General features: G+C 48.4%; 11 protein-coding genes. 5 read left to right on the forward strand and 6 right to left on the reverse strand.

The window, feature by feature from the left end; all coding sequences use genetic code 11:
* Positions 1-26 precede the first annotated feature (26 nt).
* Positions 27-1,673, reverse strand: a complete 1,647-nt coding sequence (locus ACJJIQ_RS17890) for an alpha-amylase family glycosyl hydrolase (RefSeq protein ID WP_445362615.1) — start codon at positions 1,671-1,673, stop codon at positions 27-29.
* Between the two features lie 270 nt (positions 1,674-1,943).
* Here ACJJIQ_RS17890 and ACJJIQ_RS17895 point away from each other — a divergent pair, with 270 nt between their 5' ends.
* The 5 genes from ACJJIQ_RS17895 (at position 1,944) to ACJJIQ_RS17915 (ending at position 10,035) form a co-directional block, all read left to right on the forward strand.
* On the forward strand, positions 1,944-2,792 hold the full coding sequence (locus ACJJIQ_RS17895) for a DUF3014 domain-containing protein (RefSeq protein WP_445362616.1): 849 nt from the start codon (positions 1,944-1,946) through the stop codon (positions 2,790-2,792).
* A 398-nt stretch (positions 2,793-3,190) separates the two neighbouring features.
* Positions 3,191-5,188: a DUF3857 domain-containing transglutaminase family protein gene (locus ACJJIQ_RS17900; RefSeq protein WP_445362617.1), complete on the forward strand. Its 1,998-nt coding sequence runs from the start codon at positions 3,191-3,193 to the stop codon at positions 5,186-5,188.
* Positions 5,189-5,191: 3 nt separating this feature from the next.
* Positions 5,192-7,363 carry a tetratricopeptide repeat protein gene (locus ACJJIQ_RS17905; protein WP_445362618.1) on the forward strand — a complete coding sequence of 724 codons (2,172 nt, stop codon included), beginning with the start codon at positions 5,192-5,194 and terminating at the stop codon, positions 7,361-7,363.
* A gap of 421 nt (positions 7,364-7,784) precedes the next feature.
* Entirely contained in the window at positions 7,785-9,704 is a 1,920-nt protein-coding gene (locus ACJJIQ_RS17910; protein ID WP_445362619.1) for a VCBS domain-containing protein, read from the forward strand.
* A gap of 31 nt (positions 9,705-9,735) precedes the next feature.
* Positions 9,736-10,035 (forward strand): hypothetical protein, encoded by a 300-nt coding sequence (locus ACJJIQ_RS17915; RefSeq protein WP_444895935.1) that lies wholly within the window; start codon positions 9,736-9,738, stop codon positions 10,033-10,035.
* A gap of 90 nt (positions 10,036-10,125) precedes the next feature.
* On the opposite strand, the gene ACJJIQ_RS17920 is transcribed toward ACJJIQ_RS17915, so the two are convergent.
* The 5 genes from ACJJIQ_RS17920 to ACJJIQ_RS17940 all read right to left on the reverse strand — a co-directional run bounded on the left by ACJJIQ_RS17920 (position 10,126) and on the right by ACJJIQ_RS17940 (position 16,911).
* Positions 10,126-11,637, reverse strand: a complete 1,512-nt coding sequence (locus ACJJIQ_RS17920; RefSeq protein WP_445362620.1) for a tryptophan halogenase family protein — start codon at positions 11,635-11,637, stop codon at positions 10,126-10,128.
* Positions 11,638-11,772: 135 nt separating this feature from the next.
* Positions 11,773-14,637: a TonB-dependent receptor gene (locus ACJJIQ_RS17925; RefSeq protein WP_444907118.1), complete on the reverse strand. Its 2,865-nt coding sequence runs from the start codon at positions 14,635-14,637 to the stop codon at positions 11,773-11,775.
* Between the two features lie 170 nt (positions 14,638-14,807).
* A complete protein-coding gene (glk, locus tag ACJJIQ_RS17930) occupies positions 14,808-15,770 on the reverse strand; it encodes a glucokinase (protein ID WP_444892164.1) in 963 nt (320 codons plus the stop codon).
* 191 nt (positions 15,771-15,961) lie between these two features.
* Positions 15,962-16,270, reverse strand: a complete 309-nt coding sequence (locus ACJJIQ_RS17935; protein ID WP_445362621.1) for a DUF1272 domain-containing protein — start codon at positions 16,268-16,270, stop codon at positions 15,962-15,964.
* Positions 16,271-16,599: 329 nt separating this feature from the next.
* The gene (locus ACJJIQ_RS17940) at positions 16,600-16,911 is read right to left on the reverse strand and encodes a cupin domain-containing protein (protein WP_444911629.1); all 312 of its coding nucleotides are present in this window, start codon (positions 16,909-16,911) and stop codon (positions 16,600-16,602) included.
* Positions 16,912-16,942: the final 31 nt, after the last annotated feature.

Consider the following 16,942-nt stretch of genomic DNA (forward strand, 5'->3'; position numbering starts at 1 on the left):
ATCTGCAGGGGCTTTCTTTTTTGGATTTACTGCGATTTAGCAGATAGCAGTAGCAGAGTTCCCTCTGTATCGAAATTCACCCTGCCATCCTCAACTTTGGCTCGCTTACCCGAGTAGTAATCGGTCAGTTCGATACCATCGGCAAACACACCTTTAACTGATACGCTCTTCTCACCCGCGGACAGTTCCATCGCCACAACTACCGGCTGCTCACCAGATAAGGTGCGGGAGAATGTATAAGGCTTATCCTCCAGCTTCTGGTGTACACCAGCGCCAACTACCGGGTGCGATCGACGAAACTGCCCCAGCTTCTGCCAATGAGCCAGCAATGCACGGGTTTCCGGCTTTTCCAAGTCATCCCAGTTCATATTGGTGCGCATAGAGGCGTCGCCAAATGCGCGATCATCAATCATGGGGCGCGCCAGTTCATCACCGTAATAAATCTGCACTGCACCGGGCGCCAACATCAGTTTACTTGCGGCACTCAGTGTGTGCTGACGCTCGCGGTCAAATGAGTGATGGTCATCGTGGGAGCCTAGATAATTTAGGACACCGAACCCTTTTAGTTCACCGCTGTTCAAGGCGGAAGAATAGCTGGAGAAAATATCCTCCGCTGGCTTGCCCGCAACCTGGGCAAAATCAAAGTTAATCAGGCTGTCAAAACCGTACTGATAAAAGTCTACTTTCCGATCGCTATAATCGTAGGAACGACCGACACTGGGACCAAAGCTGTTAACGCCGAAATGGTAAACCTCGCCCACCATAAAGAAATTGCGATCATCCAATTTCTTCTTCGGGTTCTCAGCCTTCCACTCCGCCAGGGCTAAGCCTGCTTCCTTTTTCAGTATTGCCCAGGCTTGTGGCTCTACGTGTTTGACCGTGTCCACACGAAAACCATCGACACCGTATTCACGTACCCAGTCGGTTAACCACTTGATCAGGTAATATTTGGGGGCGCGGGGATAGCCAGTGCGCTCGAAAAAGGCATCCAGTTCACGCTGCTCTTGCTGCAGGCGGCCTTCTTTTTTCCACTTTGCCACCAGTTGCGGCGGCAACTCGACATCTTTCTCGCTCTCCGTGAGGATATCCGTCAGGTTCGCGTGAATTGCACACTCAACATTGCCGGCATAGTCAGACCAGTCGCATTGCTGGCTATTGCGCAGCCAACTCGAGGGCCATCTGGAATCCTGTTCAGTGACTGGCCCGGTGTGATTGAGAATTACATCCAGCAATACGCGAATCCCCTGGCTGTGAGCTACCTCAATCAATTCTGCCAGTTCTGCTTCGGTGCCAAAGTTGGCATCTACGGCAGTCCAGTCCTTAGGCCAGTAGCCATGGAAAGCGTAGGTGCGTTTATCGGACTCATTGTAGCCATGGATGTTCTCAATCACCGGGGCCATCCAGATAGCATCGACTCCGAGATCATTAAAATACCCCGCTTCAATTTTCTCGATAACGCCGCGCAGATCCCCTCCCTCAAAGCCACGCAGGTATGCCGCATCGTCTTTGCGGCCGTAGGGGAAGTCATTGCTGCTATCGCCGTTATTAAAACGGTCCGGCAACATAAAATAGACCGTCGCATTGCGCCAAAAAGGATCTACCGGCTCTGCAGCCACGGCAGCTTGTACACCACCCAGCATCAGGCCAATCAATAAGCTGGTGAATTTTCCCATTGTTCTCTCTTTTATTCGCCGCTCAGAATTATTCAGAAGCTCCCCAGACCACTCTAATAGGCCCAGTAAATCAAACATCCTCCCGCGCGGGGGCGTAGGTGCTGCGCAGGGTATAAGACCGGCAATAAGGTTGTGCAATTACCCCATAGTAAAACTATTTTGCGAGCGGCGCTTTTGCAGAGTAATGTAAAACCAGCAGATCGCGAGAAACCGCAGCGCTTTGTCGTGGTCCAAGCGTCACATTCTGTTAGCAGTCAAAGGAGGCAGGGAATGTCGGAACAACAATCTAGGCAAGGGTGGATCATCGGCATTATTGTGGTGGTCGTTGTCGCTGCAGCAGCCTATTGGCTCTGGACCGGCGAGGAAAAGAAAAAAGAAATTCCCACCATCGGTGTTGTCGAAGAACCCCAAACTGCTCCCGAGCCGGAAGCCCTGGCACAACCTGAGAGTCAGGAACCAGCCCAGCCGCCCGAGGAGCCGGTCATTGAAGAGGAGCCCGGCAGAGAGCCGCCTCCCCCCCTGAACGAGAGCGATAAGGCCGCATATGACGAATTAATGACCTTGGCACCCGACGGCGCCCTATCCCGCTGGCTGGTACCCGATGAAGTAATACGTAAATGGGTGGCCGCTGCCAACGCAGCATCCCGTGGTGAGTTGATTCACAAGCATCGCCCTCTGAAAACCATTCGCGGCCCCATCACCGTTACCGGGTCATCCGCTGAAGGCTACCAGCTGTCCCCGGAGAACTATCGCCGTTACGACCAACCAGTACGATTGTTCGCACTGGCTAACACTGATGCCATCATTACGTTGTATCAATACTGGTACCCCCGTTTAGCCCAGGCCTACGGCGAGCTGGGGATTCGCAACAAGTCATTCCACCAGGTGGTGATTGGAGCAATCGACAATGTACTGGCAGCGCCAGATGTTGAAGGCCCTATTCAATTGATACGCCCGTCGGTGTATTACAAATTTGCCGATCCAAAACTGGAAAAACTCCCTGGAATACAAAAGCTGATGATCCGCATGGGCCCCGACAATGCAGCCCGAGTTAAGGAAAAGCTGAAAGAGATAAAGGCTAAGCTCGAAGAAATGCCCGTTCAGGAGCAAACCCAATAAGCAGATCTCAGGTCACTCAGCTTACAAGCTGGGTGGCCTCCCACCTTCAAGATTCGGTTGTTTTTTAACCGTTTTATCGCCCGGACACAACAAACCCTGCCTTCATCAATTTGAACCGCCGAAAAACTTATTCAAAACGCCAGCGGTCATATCCATCCGATACTCAGCCCATAGCCATTGGGGTATATTACCGGCTGTTCACTAAACGATCCCAACACCAAGCGGTAACGGAGCGCCGCTGCCAAACGGCAACAGGCACTGCCCTATAGGGAAAGATCCAGGGTTCAACAGGAGCGAATCAATCGTAGGGTGCCCCGCGTGCCCCTTCTGCTTACTCCCCACCCAAGATCTATTCTGTCTCCGCCGGTATAGGCTGTAGATAACAATCGAGGCTCATTTTGAAATATCGTTCCTTCGGCCAAATTCTGGCTGTGACTCTCTTATTTGCTGTGTCGCTGGCCCAGGCTACCCCTGAAATTAACATAGCCCCAACACCCACTTGGGTGGATGCCGTCGATCTCTCGAGTAGTGTCACTGCACCCGAAGGCAGTGTTAGGTATCACCTGAGCAACTCCCAGATATCCCATACGAACGAACAACACCAATACTATTTTCAGTTGGTGATGGAGCCCCTCAATCAGCAGGGGGTTAAACAGGTATCGGAACTGAACATTAGTTTTTACCCCGCATTCCAGCAGCTGGTCGTTCACGAAATTACCGTCACCCGCAATGATCAAGTGATTGATCGCCTGGACAAACAGGACTTCAAGTTATTCCAGTCTGAGCAGGAGTTATCCAGCAAACTTTACTCTGAAATGTGGAATGCGCTTTATATCCTTGAGGATATCCGACCTGGTGACAAAATCTCCTACGCTTATACACTCGAGGGAAGCAACCCTATTTTTGAACGTGGGGATTTTGGTACTTTCTACTTGTCATGGCCGGATGCCATCGACAGGCGCTATGTAAAAATTACCAGTGACAACAAGCTCAATTACCGTTTTAACAATGAAAAAGTACCGGTGAACGTTACCCGCAATAACGGCACTTACCAGTACACACTGGACCTGAAGCAGGTGTCTCCGATACTTCAGGAGGGGGAATACCCTCACTGGCATGACCCATTCAACTACATCCAATATTCAGGCTATAACAGTTGGGCTGAAGTAAACGATTGGGCAATGACACTCTACGATATTGACCTCTCCCTGCCACAGGAACTCACCCGGCAATTGGATCAATGGCGCGCAGAGGAAGGCCTTGAGGGAGCTGTCAGCAAGGCTATTGCCTACGTTCAGGAGGATATTCGCTACTTTGGGATCGAGTTTGGAATCAACTCACACCAACCGCGAACGCCGAGAGAGACTTTGGATAAGCGCTATGGCGACTGTAAAGACAAGGCCATATTAATAACCGCCATGTTGTCTCACCTGGGGGTTAACTCTTACCCCGCCTTGGTGTCTTCAGGACGCGGGCGTGACCTTGCCAATGATATCCCCTCTCCCAGTTCTTTTGATCATGTAATCAGCGTCATTGAGCTCAATGGACAAGATTATTGGGTTGACGGCACCGCTTCCGGACAGGGCTCCAATATCAAGAGCAAAGGCTTCTTTGATTATGAATTGGCACTCCCCATTCGAAAGGGAACCCGAGCATTAAAACAAGTAACCACGGTTTATCCCGCCAACGGCACTCTGCAACTGGATGTCACCGAAAATTTTGAAATCAATGCCGGGGCCAATACCGCAGGGCTAACTGTTGAGTCCACCTACAGCGCTCTCAAAGCGGAGCAGATGCGTCAATTTTTCCAGTCAGCGGACTCTGAATACATAAAGAGTAATTACGCAAACTTTATGGCAACTTACTACCCCGGTATTGAAATCACATCCAATATCAAGCACCAGGACAATCGGGGTGAAAATGTACTTCAGGTATCGGAGCTATATGAGATCAGTGATTTTGCCGAGTTGAGCTCTGCTCGGAAGATTTTCTCACTGTATGGCACCAGTATCGCCTCTTATATTACCAGCCCCCAGAAGCGTATTCGCCAAAGCCCATTAGCGCTGGCACATCCTGTGGATATCAACCACAAAGCAGTAGCCAAAATTACTGGAGAGGTTTTGTGGAGAGAGGAATCCCAGGATCTACAGATAGACAATCCCTGGTTCACCTTCTCCAGAACCTCCGATCATATTGGCAATAATATCTCGGTGAACTACGCCTTTAAATCCAAAGCGGACCATGTCCGCAATACGGATATTGCCGAGTATATGGAGCAGCTCGATAAACTGGATGAAGCACTTCAATATCAGTTCTGGGCCAAGGGCGATAATTCGAATACCCAGGAAACCAGTAAGGCAATGAAAAACCTGGTTAAGTCACTGATCAGGAAGTAAATAATGAAAAAATTCCTTTTTGCTCCCGTTATTTACTTACTGGCCTCTTGTGCGGCCCACACTTCCATCGAGCCCGGCGATAACGAAATAAGGCTGCTAACCGAACAAATTGCTAGCGCTCCAGATACAGTTGCTTATGAGGATTTCTGGGTTGCCTATCTTGAGTCTCAGCAACCCCTGAATAATATCGTGGCCAGAGAGCGCTACCAGGCGGAGCTATCTGCGATCGAATCTGGGGATAAGCCTTGTGAAGCCGTGGACTGGAAGGCCGTAACAAACAACAACATCCTGTCACTGACTCCCCACCTCAGCGCTGCAGAATGCTATGAGTCTGTGGGACAGTTAGAAGCCGCCAACTACCATAAAAACCTGTTTGAATTTATTGCTACTGGCATCCTCTCCGGACGCAGTGGTGAGTATAGCCACAGTGCCTTTGAGGTCGGAAGCTGGGCAGATGCAGAAGACCTGCTCACCATATCCGGCTATGAAATTATTGATAGCTATTTTGAATTTGCAAATAGTCGCAATGCTATATACCGCGTATATAACGTAAAGGAAGTAGGCGGTTATCAGGTATCGAAAATCTACTTCGATAATGCCCGCTTTCTACATCGACTGATCGCGATCCGGTATCCATTTGCCGGCACATCAGATCAGCTCTATACAGATGTGATCCAGGTACTAGCCTCTACAGATTATGCCGCTCGACACGCCGAAGGCATTGTGTTTCATGCGGAGGGGCAGTATCCACAGGCTGAACAGGCTTATCTGGACGCTATTATTATGGGATCCATTTCCGCCAATATCAGTTTAGGGCGGCTGTGTCTCAGTGGCAAAACTGAAAAATTCGCAGTTAACGAGTGCGCACAATTATTTGTTGCTGCTGCGGATCTGGGCCTCGAAGAGGCGAAGGTTTACCTAGCCTATATAGCCTTTATGGGCCTGGGAATTGATCCGGACAAAGAGTTAGCAACTTCACTACTCTCCAGTGCCGAACAACATTTGAAGAAAGGCCAGGCGGAGTATGAACTCTACTCCCTTTTTGCGTCAGAGGAATTTAACTCAGCTAATGAATCCGGTGCTGCACAATTCTTGCAAGCCAGCGCAAATAAAGGTTACCCCGTAGCCCACTTTACCCAGGCTATTGGTTACCTTGAACAGAATGATTACTATCAATTTGAACAGCTTATTCAAAAAGCTTCCGGTAACGGCTTTTCCCCAGCCCAGTTTTTTTATGCCAGCTACCTGCTGGAGAAGAAAAAAGAAACCAGTAAGGGCATGGCGCTTCTCAGTGAGGCTGCAATTGCAGGAAACCCCGCCGCACTCTTTGAGAGAGGGCGTATCACACAACTAGGCGCCCATGGCCAACCGGTTAATATCAATCAATCTATCAGGGACTATCAAGCTGCGGCATATCGCAATCATCTTCCTGCACAATTAAAAATGGGGATCCTGCATTCCAAGAATATTATTGCAGATGCCAACGCCGATATTGCCTATGCCTGGTATTTATTGTGTGGACGGGCCGGCCACCTGGAGTGTATTACCAATATGGGTTACTCCGCCGAAAATGGTTATGGAGTGGAACAAAACCCGACTCATGCAGCACAACTTTATAGGCTCGCAGCTGCGGAAGGCTCAGCCAACTCCAGTGCCAGGTTGGCCGGACTCTACGAGGCAGGTAACGGAGTAGAAAAGGACCTGGAGCAAGCAATCTACTATTACACTCAAGCAGCGGAGGGTGGACTGGCTACCGCCATGAATAAGCTGGGACTTATATATCTGAGTTCTGATAATGGCGCTATCAAAGATTATTCTAAAGCTCTGTATTGGTTCGAACAGGCATCGAGCAAAAATTCAAAGTATGGATACTATAACCAAGCCCGTATGTATGAACAGGGACTCGGTGTGGAGGCCAATCTGGATGAAGCGCTATCCCTCTACGAGAAGGCATCCCAAAGAGGTCATGGTTTGGCCTCACTTAAAATAGCTGAAGCTTACAGCCTAGGAGAGTCCGTCGATAAAAACCTTGACCAAGTACTTCACTATTTGAAATTAGCTACCGAACAAAGTGATGATCGGCAATTAAAGCAGATGCTGAAACGCTGTAGCGACACAAAAGATTGCAATATCTCACACCTAAAACAATTTCTAAGTGAGCTATCTACAGAATAAAAACAGTTAAGTGGTCAACTATCTACACCGAATAGTTGACCACCTTCAACTTGCCACGTATTTAAAAGAAGATAATTCGTCTCATGAGAGACATATCGTGAGCCCTCGTTATTAGCTCGAATATCGACATCCATATCCCATTTGACCCTAAGTATATTATATTTTTTCTTTCCATTTTTTGTGTTTTTTGCCAACAAGCTCCTGGATTTAAATTTCGCAATCTGAGAAATCTCAAATTCCTCATAAAATTTTACTCTACTATTTATTTTAAAAATACAGGCTTCCTCTAGGGACGATCCATAGCGTCATTTCTTGTTTAAAGAAAAGTCCTACTTCAAAAGCAAGCTATCACAGAATATGACTGACAGCTCTTTATACTCCGCGCCAATTACATTTGGTTTAACGGATCTATCGAGGCGATATGACCTATTCACTGAAGTTACTCACGGCTATCAGTTTATCTGTATTTCTTACTGCTTGTGGTGGGGGCGGAAGCTCCGATGACAACGAACCTGACAGCACTCCAGTAAGCAGCGATAGCGATTCAGGGGCAAACTCTGACGGCGATGATGACGGTGGCAATACTGGCTCTGATGATGACAGCTCCAGCTCTGATGATGATGACAGTTCAGATTCGGATGACGACGACGGCGATGACTCCCCTAGCATAAGCGGTGACAGCGGCAGCGTCAGTGAAGATGTCGAGACAACGGTTTCAGGGCAACTAGTCGATAACTCAAACAGCAATCAAACCTTTGAATCCGGAAATTTTCAAGGGACTTACGGAGAGCTTGAAATATCCAGCGATGGCAGCTGGACCTATACCTTGGACAGTGAACTATCCGATCCAATTGCTGGCTCAGAATTAGTGACCGACGCATTTAATATTGGTATCGGCTCCAGTGATTCAGAAGCCACTATATCCATTTCCATAATCGGTTACGACGATGCCTACACGTTCAACCCCGCCAGCCCACTGGCCACTTTGATTGTTGAAGGTAAGGAATTTTCTTCGGGAACATTCCTTTTGGAGGATGTCGATGGCAATACTCCGGAGTTTGTCGAGGAAACTCTTAACGGATCCTACGGCGATTTCAAGTTATACAGCAACGGAGATTGGGAATACAGCCTGAATGATTCTGCAGACAGTTTAAAAAATGGTGAAACGACAGAAGATACCATTTCATTCCAACTTAGCGATGGCACTACTCAATCGATTACCTTCTCTGTCGTCACTTTAGAGCCTGATGAAAGCAGTATCGTATTCATTTTCATGAACTTCTCTGATGCTGTACCTACAGATACCACTGATATCTCTGATATTGCAAATATGGTCTTTAACGATGAAGACTCTATCGATAATACCTACCTAAAGAATTCATTGGGACAACTAAAATTCCTGCGCCATCGCATCAGCGACAGCTCCCTGGAGCATTACTGCTATGGAGAAGGTAGCAATGAAGACAGCTCCATTGACTGTATCATTTACAACATCCCAGATAACCAAGACGGTGGCACTTTAAGTGTTGACGATGCGGCAGCCCGCTCCAGCCAGGGAGGAGAATATACAGACGGAGGATACACTTGGCGTGACAATGCAACAAAATGGGCAGAAGCCAATTTAGTTGATGACAATAACAACCCTGTCAACCTAAGCGACTGGCGCCACCGTGTTTACATCTACCCGCCAAAGGCCAAGAGTGCTGGGCTGGTTGGGGCTGGTGTCGCCTCTGTTGGTGGTAAGTGGAGCATCGTTACCGCTTATACAGACCAGATAATAATGGGCCATGAACTTGGCCACAATATTGGACTCAGCCATGCCGGCAATGATGACAACAATGATGGCGATACCTTCGATAGTGGCGAAAGCGAGTATGGAACAGATGGGAGCTTTATGGGGAATGCCTGGACTTCGCGCTTATTTGGCAGTGGTCACCGAGAGTACATGGGCTGGTATGATTTATTCCCCGAATATACCCAAACGGTAACCCAGACCGCCGGCAGCACAGAAGAGGTGGAGATTGAGGCTATTGAGCTGACTGCGGGAGAGCTCTCAGGAAATCTGCCCCAGCAGCTGAAAGTTGAGAGTGCAGGTAGTCAGAATGGGGTAGACTACTACTACGTGAACTACCATGTAGGCCATGACATACTGAACCCATCGTCTCATATGGAAAATTCAGTATCCGTTCATTATCTCGATAATAGACTCTTTAACCATGTAGCAGAACTCAAGGAGCCAGGAGATAGCTTTACCGACTCAAATATTGGCTTAACCATTGAGTTTCAATCTATGGCCTCAGACAAACAGTCGGCCACTATCTTAGTCAGTTACAGTGATTAGACTATAAATCCGTTACCGTAGGATAAATACTATGAAAAAATTCATTCTAATAGCGTTTGCATTGAGCTTCTCCCTGTTTGTACAAGCAGAGGAGATTGTAACTGGCACCTTGGAAGAAATTATCTCTGAAGATTTTGAAACGGGAAAATCCGAGCGTAAGTTTTCCCTGAAAGATGAGCAGACTGGCCGCTACTTTTTCCTGGATGCCGATGAGGCCAAGCTCAAAGGTATGAAATCTGGAGATCGAGTTAAAATTCGTGGTGAGCGTGGAGAAAAGCACATACTACGTATAAAAGAGTCAGAGAAAATAGAAGTAAAGGATAGCGAATAGTCATTTATTAATTAAAAACGATTCACCTCCCTATCTGATTGAAGTGGAATAGTGCTCAGAGATAACCCGAGCACTATTCCAGATTTTCTTCTACCCCACCCTTAATTGATTTAACTGATCCATGTGCGGCATAAAGTTCAGAGCACAGCGGCGGTTAAAATCCTTGATTTCTTCCAGTTTATATTTATGTGCAAACTCATTACCTGGACGCAACTGTTCCTGCCCCGGGTAAATCCCCTTGCCAGTCAACAGGCAATTCCAGGATACATTCGGGAAATAGACATCCAGCTTTTGATCCAGTAGTTCATCAGTAATATTCTTGCCTGCCATCCAGGACATCAAGATTGAACGCAGGGAGGGAGATATCTTTTCATTAGTGCCATTGGCAGCCCAATAATCCGTATCTGTTCTCGAACTAATACGGTAGTGACAGACGATATAGTCCCGCACTGCATCAAAACGAGCGCTGATACGATTATTAAAATCATCCCTATACTTATCTGTATGATCACCTTTGTTATAGGCCTCTATAAAGCGCACAACAGTCTCCTGAACCATATCAAGCGCCGTTGCCTCCAAAGGCTCAATAAAGCCTTGGGAGAGCCCCACCGCCAGGCAGTTCTTGGCCCAGTGTTGGGCAACCCGCCCCACCTTGAACTTTAATCTACGCGCCTCGACATCACTGTCCAACAACCCCAAGTAAGCACGAAATTCCGTTTCTGCTTTGTCATCGTCGACAAAGCTAGAGCTATAAACATAGCCGTTGCCATTGCGATTAGTCAGTGGGATTTTCCAGGCCCAGCCATATTTCATCGCAGTAGAAATAGTATGCGGTGCATACTCTTTCTCCTGATCTGTAGCAAATACAACCGCAGAATCGTTAAACAGACTCTCAGCGCTACTAATAAAAGGAACCTTCAGGGATTGTTGTATAAGACTTCCACGAAAGCCGGAACTATCCACATACAGATCCGCTTTAAGAACCTCACCATCAGTAGTTTTCAGGTAATCAATATTCCCCTGTGCATCGAGCATGGCGCCAGCCACTGTCGCCACCTTATAGCGAACGCCTTTCTGTTCTGCAACACGACGCAGGAACTGGCCCAATAAACCAGAATCAAAATGGTAGCCATAGGCAATTTCAAAAGGGAAGTTTTCCGGCGCGACTGGAGATAATTTTTGCCGGATCATCTCTGTGGCCAGAAAGAAGTGGTCCGGGTGTCCCTCCAGGTCAACCCCCTTCCTGCGCAGGTAACTATTATGAAAAAATGCCGGGATAGTAAATTGGTCAGGCTGGCCGACAAAGGGATGAACATACTGGGTAAAGCCCGGTTTAACCGACCAATCCCTAAAGGTAATTCCCACTTTGTAAGTAGCGTTACAAGCTGGCATCCACTCAGATTCGCTAACTTCTATAGTTTCCATAAAACCTTTTAGCGGCGGAGTTGATCCCTCCCCCACACCGATAATTCCAATATCCGGTGATTCCACCAGGGTGATTTCAAACCCTTTATTCTGCCAATGGGTCGCCATCAGATTAGCGGTTATCCAGCCAGCGGTGCCCCCGCCAAGAATAATTATTTTTTTGCGTTGATTGCTCATGGCGACTCTCAAAAACTCGGTACCGCACTTATTGTCGGGCCCTTTAATATTTAAAAAAAAACCGCCCGGCAAGCGTAGCTCAGCGGGCGGTTTCTTATCACACCTTCAGTTTTACACCGAAAGAATCAGCGATACTTAGTAGCTATAATTCAAGCCGAGGTAGAACTGACGCCCAAACTCAGTGTATTCACCGAGGACGCCATCTACTCCATATGATTTCACATCAGCCTCATCAGTAAGATTGTTTGCTGAGAAAACCACATCGATACCATTATCGAATGCATAGGATATCTGAGCATCAACAGTAGTGTACGCCTCAGCTAAGGCCGGAGTAGAGCCTCCCGGTATCGGCATAATCAGGATAAATTCATCCCGGTAGCGAACATTGACGTGGGAGCTGAAATTACCGATGTCCCAAAATACTGTAGTGCTCCAGACATTTTCAGAGAGGCCCGGCAACGGCAGGTTTTCACCATAGAGGTTACCGCCACTCACTTCGGTTTCACTCTCAGTATATGAATAGCTGGCGGTCATACCCAAGCCAGCCCAAATACCCGGCAGCTGATCAAAGGTTTTGGTACCCGCAAGCTCAATGCCTCGAATATAACCACCCTTGTCGTTGTTCACGTAAGTTTCGAAAGCGCCGGCTTCCAGACCAACGGGAATTTCAATGCCCAGGGAATCAAACAGCGCCGTTCGATCTGCCTGGCTATCCAGGTAGATATACTGCTTTTCTACCAGGCTTTCGATATCTTTCCAGAAAATGGCTGCAGTTACCGCACCGCCATCTTCAAAATAGTGCTCATAAGCCAGGTCAAACTGGTTTGCACGGAAAGGATCGAGGTAGGGAGAACCTTTGGTCCATACATTGTATTCAGTATCGTTAGTCTCGTTATTAACGCTGTTCCAGGAACCAGCGCCGCCTTTCAGCTGCCCAACCGGTGGACGACCCATCACTTTAGCTGCAGCAAAGCGAATGTAGTCCTGCTCGGTCAGCTCAAAGTTCAAGTTAAGGGAAGGCAAGGTGTCTGTGTATTCGGGGCCGTACTCAACATAGTCGAAGCTATCTGAAGTTACACCCACGTCATCAGTAATTTCGATACCATTGCCAGCACCCACATTTTGGATACCACTGGACTTCACATCGGTTTCAACAACCCGTACACCGAAATTACCAGTTACTGGAATGCTCCCCAGCTGAGTATCGATATTGGCCATCAAGTAGTAGGCAAAAACTTCCTCTTTCATCGTCCCGGACTCAACGAAAGTCCAGTCCTGGCTAAATACCTTTTTACCTTCGTAGTTACCGGCTCCAAAAATACTGGAAGCCAGGGCATCCATATCGTTGACTACGAACTGTGGTATCCCGCTGGTGGATTCAACACTGACATAGCCGTCCAGTAGTTGCGGCTCACAATCGATGTCGGACAGGTTATCCGCACAGTAGCCATTGAATTGGCCATCGCGGCTACCGTAAAGGAAGGCTCCACGCTCAGAGTCAAAAGTGCGCTCAGAGACACGGAATCCTGCCTCAATAGAGGCAATGGCTCGCCACTCCAAATCGAACTTGTAATCGAACTTGAAGGCTTCAACCTTATCAGTGTACTCGTGGGGGTACTCTTCGTAGCGCGACAAACGCATGGTATCCAGATCGGTGAAATCTACACCGGAGAAAACGCCTGAGGGAATACCGTCGCCATTAAGGGAATAGGCAAAGCTCTGCCCAGCAGCTTCCTCCCAGGTATCTAAGTTACCATCGTCATCGTAGGTCAGGTCGTAAGCGTGCATGGACACAATCTGGTCCTTGCGCGTCTTGGTGCCCTTACTGTAGGAGTAGTCAACGGCCAGGGTGTGGCGATCACCTAAATTCCACTCCAGGTTCAGACCAATACTATCGCTGTCAGCCTGGGTGGATTGATCCTCAGAGCGGGATTCAAACCAGGGGCTGGAATCATCAGTTGTCTTAGGGTCGGTAATAATTACCGTACCATCGGTAACCACACCGCCATTCACTTCGGTATCGGAAAGGGTGTAAAAGTTTGTATTGGCCAGGCCGCCAACCGTAATACCGTGGCGAGTATCAACACGCTCAAAGTCAGACTTAAAATAATCTAACTGGGCCTTGAAGCTATCGGTAGGCTCGAAAACGACGCTGGCCAGGTAACCATTACGAGTATCGGTACCATCACCGGATTGCCACTGGAACGCTCGCGGTAAAGCATCTTCACTGCCATCACCATCGAAATCGTTCCCCGGCTCATAACCGATTTGGCCGTCTGCACCCGTGCGGGACTTTACAAAGCTGTTCGGCTGCTCAAGGTGAGAATAACCCAGGGCTACGCCCACCTTGTCATCCATAAATTTACCCATGTACGACAGCGTGACGCGCTCACCGAATTCGTCGGCACCGACGTCGTCTGCTGCGTCGTTATACGACATACGCACATTGGCATTAAAGTTGTGTTCTTTGTCGGCGTCGAGAGGATTGGCTGTTTTCAGCTCTACAGAGCCCGCTACACCACCTTCAATATGAGAGGCTTTCGGAGTCTTGTAAACCGCCGCCTGATTAATCAGCTCAGCAGGGTACTGGTCAAAAGACATCCAGCGAGTACTTTCGGTATAACCACTGGTAGAGGCCTGCTCGCGACCATTCAGGGTGGTTTGCAGGAAGTCGCCGTTCATACCGCGGATATTTAGCTGTGAGGACTGACCGTTGGATCGCACGGTGGTTACGCCGGGCAGACGACCCAGGGCATCGGCGATTGATTGGTCGGGAAGAGATGACAGAGCGCCCGCATCTACCACATCGGCCACAACATCGGCGGCGCGCTTGGCTTCAACGGAGTCCAAAACGCTGGTGCGAATACCGGTAACTGTTACTTCTTCCAGTGTTTCCTGCTCCTGCGCATAGGCCCCAACCGAGGTGGACACGGAGGCCGCGATGGCAGCAGATAGCAAAGTGGGTCTGAGCGCCCCTTTACCTTTATTGGATAGACTCATCATCTTCTCCCTGGACTTATCGTTATGTTGAGACCCTGCATCCTAGGGCGGCCCCTAATCCATAACATCCTCCCCCGAGGGGGGAGGAGACGGGAAAAAGTGTGAGATCAATCACAGGTGTAATTTAATACACGTTTGTCAGGCCATAACCCAACAAAAGTACCGGGCAATTACCCCTCAAGCTGTACTGCAGCGCCAATCAAGGCCTGATAACCCGCATTCAACGCGTATACCGGAACGGCCTCCATCCATTGAGCGACACGCCCTTTCGTCAGGAAACGCTGCTCAAACTCGCTCTCAGGTAGCAATTCAGCGATCCTGGGCAGTATACCACCACCCAAAAATACCCCGCCACGCGCGCCCATATACAAAGCCGCATCCCCGGCCGCACTGCCGAGAAAATTGAGGAAATCTATCAGAGCTTCACGGCACAGCGGATCTGAACCTTCAAGGCCACGGGCGCTGATATCGGGGGGCGTCAGGTCCTCAGCAATCTCTCCGTTCAGCTCGCAAACTGCGCGATAGAGATTAACCAGCCCATTGCCCGATAAAACCCATTCATTGAAAACGGGTAACTGGGTTTTCATCAGGATTTGCAGCAACTGCAATTCACGCTCAGTGGAGACTGTCAGGTTGGCATGCCCGCCCTCTCCCGCCAGCACATGGTATCGGCCATCAGCTTCAGCCAGTCCGGCAACACCGAGCCCAGTTCCGGGACCGAGCACCGCCATAGGGGCACCTGCCTGCCGGGGAGTATCGCGTAGTACCTGGTAATCTGATTCGGCCAGACGGGGCAGAGACTGAGCCAAGGCGGCAAAATCATTAATCAGCTCTAGGTGGGGAAAGCTAAACTCTTGCGCCAGCTCCCCGGCGTCAATAGTCCAGCCCAGATTGGTCATATAAACCTTTCCACCTGTTGGAGTCATCTCCAGCGGACCGGCTGCTGCAATACACGCCTTTTCCGGGCGCGGCTGGTTTAACCCATTGAGCCAGTGCTGCAGTGCCGCATCAAATCCCTCGAAGCGTTGGCAATCAACGACTTTGAGTTCTTCCAGCTGGTAACCCTCTGCTACAGGCTTGGCGATGGCAAATCGGGCGTTGGTCCCACCGATGTCCGCTACGATACTCGTCATAGTTATCCTTCTAACTTCCCCCTAAAAAAGGCGATATAACTTAAGGCGTCAGACAAAATATTGCCAGCCCCAAAGCTTACTACAGAGGACAACTCACCCTATAAAGAAACCGCATAACCCCATGCATGAGCCAGATAAGCTCGATAAACCTCGCAACAGAAAACCAAACTGCAACTTTCAGTCACTTTATTTTAGCGATCAGCGGGGGGGATATTTTTCACGCTATCGGTAAACGAGCAGATTTCATCTTTACTAAATCGAGTATTGACTCGCTTCTGTGAGGCCGGTTGATAGCTAATACCCACACCGCTACGCCGCGCAACCTGGGGCCGAATGGGACGGGGGCAAAAATTACCGCCACAGTTAGGGCAGACGTTACTGAGTAATGTATCGACGCAGGGCTGGCAGAAAGTACATTCGTAAGTACATATCATCGCCTCTTCCGAGTTTGGCGGTAGGTCTTTATCGCAATTCTCACAGTTCGGCCTTAACTCCAGCATCCCAGTTCCCTCCTTGTTCGCTAAATAATTTTTTGAAGTTTATTAGTCTTAATTTCTCGCTCAACCTCCCTACACAAAGGAAGTTATCCCAACAAAAAATGACTACATAAAATCTGTATAAACTTTATATATGGAAGATTAAATAGCTTTTTATATTAACGACTTACTCTCTCTAATAGTGGTATTAAAATGACAGTAAATCGACAAATTCCGACATGATCCACTGTTACAAAATCAACATTGCAAAATGCTTATCCAAACCATCAAATTGATGACTATCTCTTGATAAGATAACCACATTAATTAATTTCTAAGAAAGGAAAACCAACTTAGACACTTCCCTCAGATTCCACAACCAGAATGCGAGCCTCACCAACAGGATGAGCTACATGTTCCGTGCCCTCAGAAGCGTGGAATATATCACCAGGTCCAAGAAGTTCCGATTCGGTTCTACCTGCCACTTTGTAAAACATTTCTACATGACCATCGAGAACAGCGAAGACTTCCTGGCCATCATTGATATGCCAAATATAAGGTTTATTAGTCCAATGCAGTTTAGTGGTAATCCCGTTCATATTTGCGATAAGTTGCGATTCCCAGGGCTTACTACCGGTAAAATCTCTGCTACGCACTATTTTCATAATGTTTATTCCAATATCGCTTTATAAAATT

It is taken from the genome of Microbulbifer maximicatervae (SeqCode), assembly GCF_052468295.1.

What these genes read in the sequence shown, in the direction of transcription:
- glk (WP_444892164.1), bottom strand. Translation starts at nt 15,770, where the DNA reads ATGACGAGTATCGTAGCGGACATCGGTGGGACCAACGCCCGATTTGCC.
- ACJJIQ_RS17925 (WP_444907118.1), bottom strand. Translation starts at nt 14,637, where the DNA reads ATGAGTCTATCCAATAAAGGTAAAGGGGCGCTCAGACCCACTTTGCTA.
- ACJJIQ_RS17890 (WP_445362615.1), bottom strand. Translation starts at nt 1,673, where the DNA reads ATGGGAAAATTCACCAGCTTATTGATTGGCCTGATGCTGGGTGGTGTA.
- ACJJIQ_RS17895 (WP_445362616.1), top strand. Translation starts at nt 1,944, where the DNA reads ATGTCGGAACAACAATCTAGGCAAGGGTGGATCATCGGCATTATTGTG.
- ACJJIQ_RS17915 (WP_444895935.1), top strand. Translation starts at nt 9,736, where the DNA reads ATGAAAAAATTCATTCTAATAGCGTTTGCATTGAGCTTCTCCCTGTTT.
- ACJJIQ_RS17910 (WP_445362619.1), top strand. Translation starts at nt 7,785, where the DNA reads ATGACCTATTCACTGAAGTTACTCACGGCTATCAGTTTATCTGTATTT.
- ACJJIQ_RS17935 (WP_445362621.1), bottom strand. Translation starts at nt 16,270, where the DNA reads ATGCTGGAGTTAAGGCCGAACTGTGAGAATTGCGATAAAGACCTACCG.
- ACJJIQ_RS17920 (WP_445362620.1), bottom strand. Translation starts at nt 11,637, where the DNA reads ATGAGCAATCAACGCAAAAAAATAATTATTCTTGGCGGGGGCACCGCT.
- ACJJIQ_RS17940 (WP_444911629.1), bottom strand. Translation starts at nt 16,911, where the DNA reads ATGAAAATAGTGCGTAGCAGAGATTTTACCGGTAGTAAGCCCTGGGAA.
- ACJJIQ_RS17905 (WP_445362618.1), top strand. Translation starts at nt 5,192, where the DNA reads ATGAAAAAATTCCTTTTTGCTCCCGTTATTTACTTACTGGCCTCTTGT.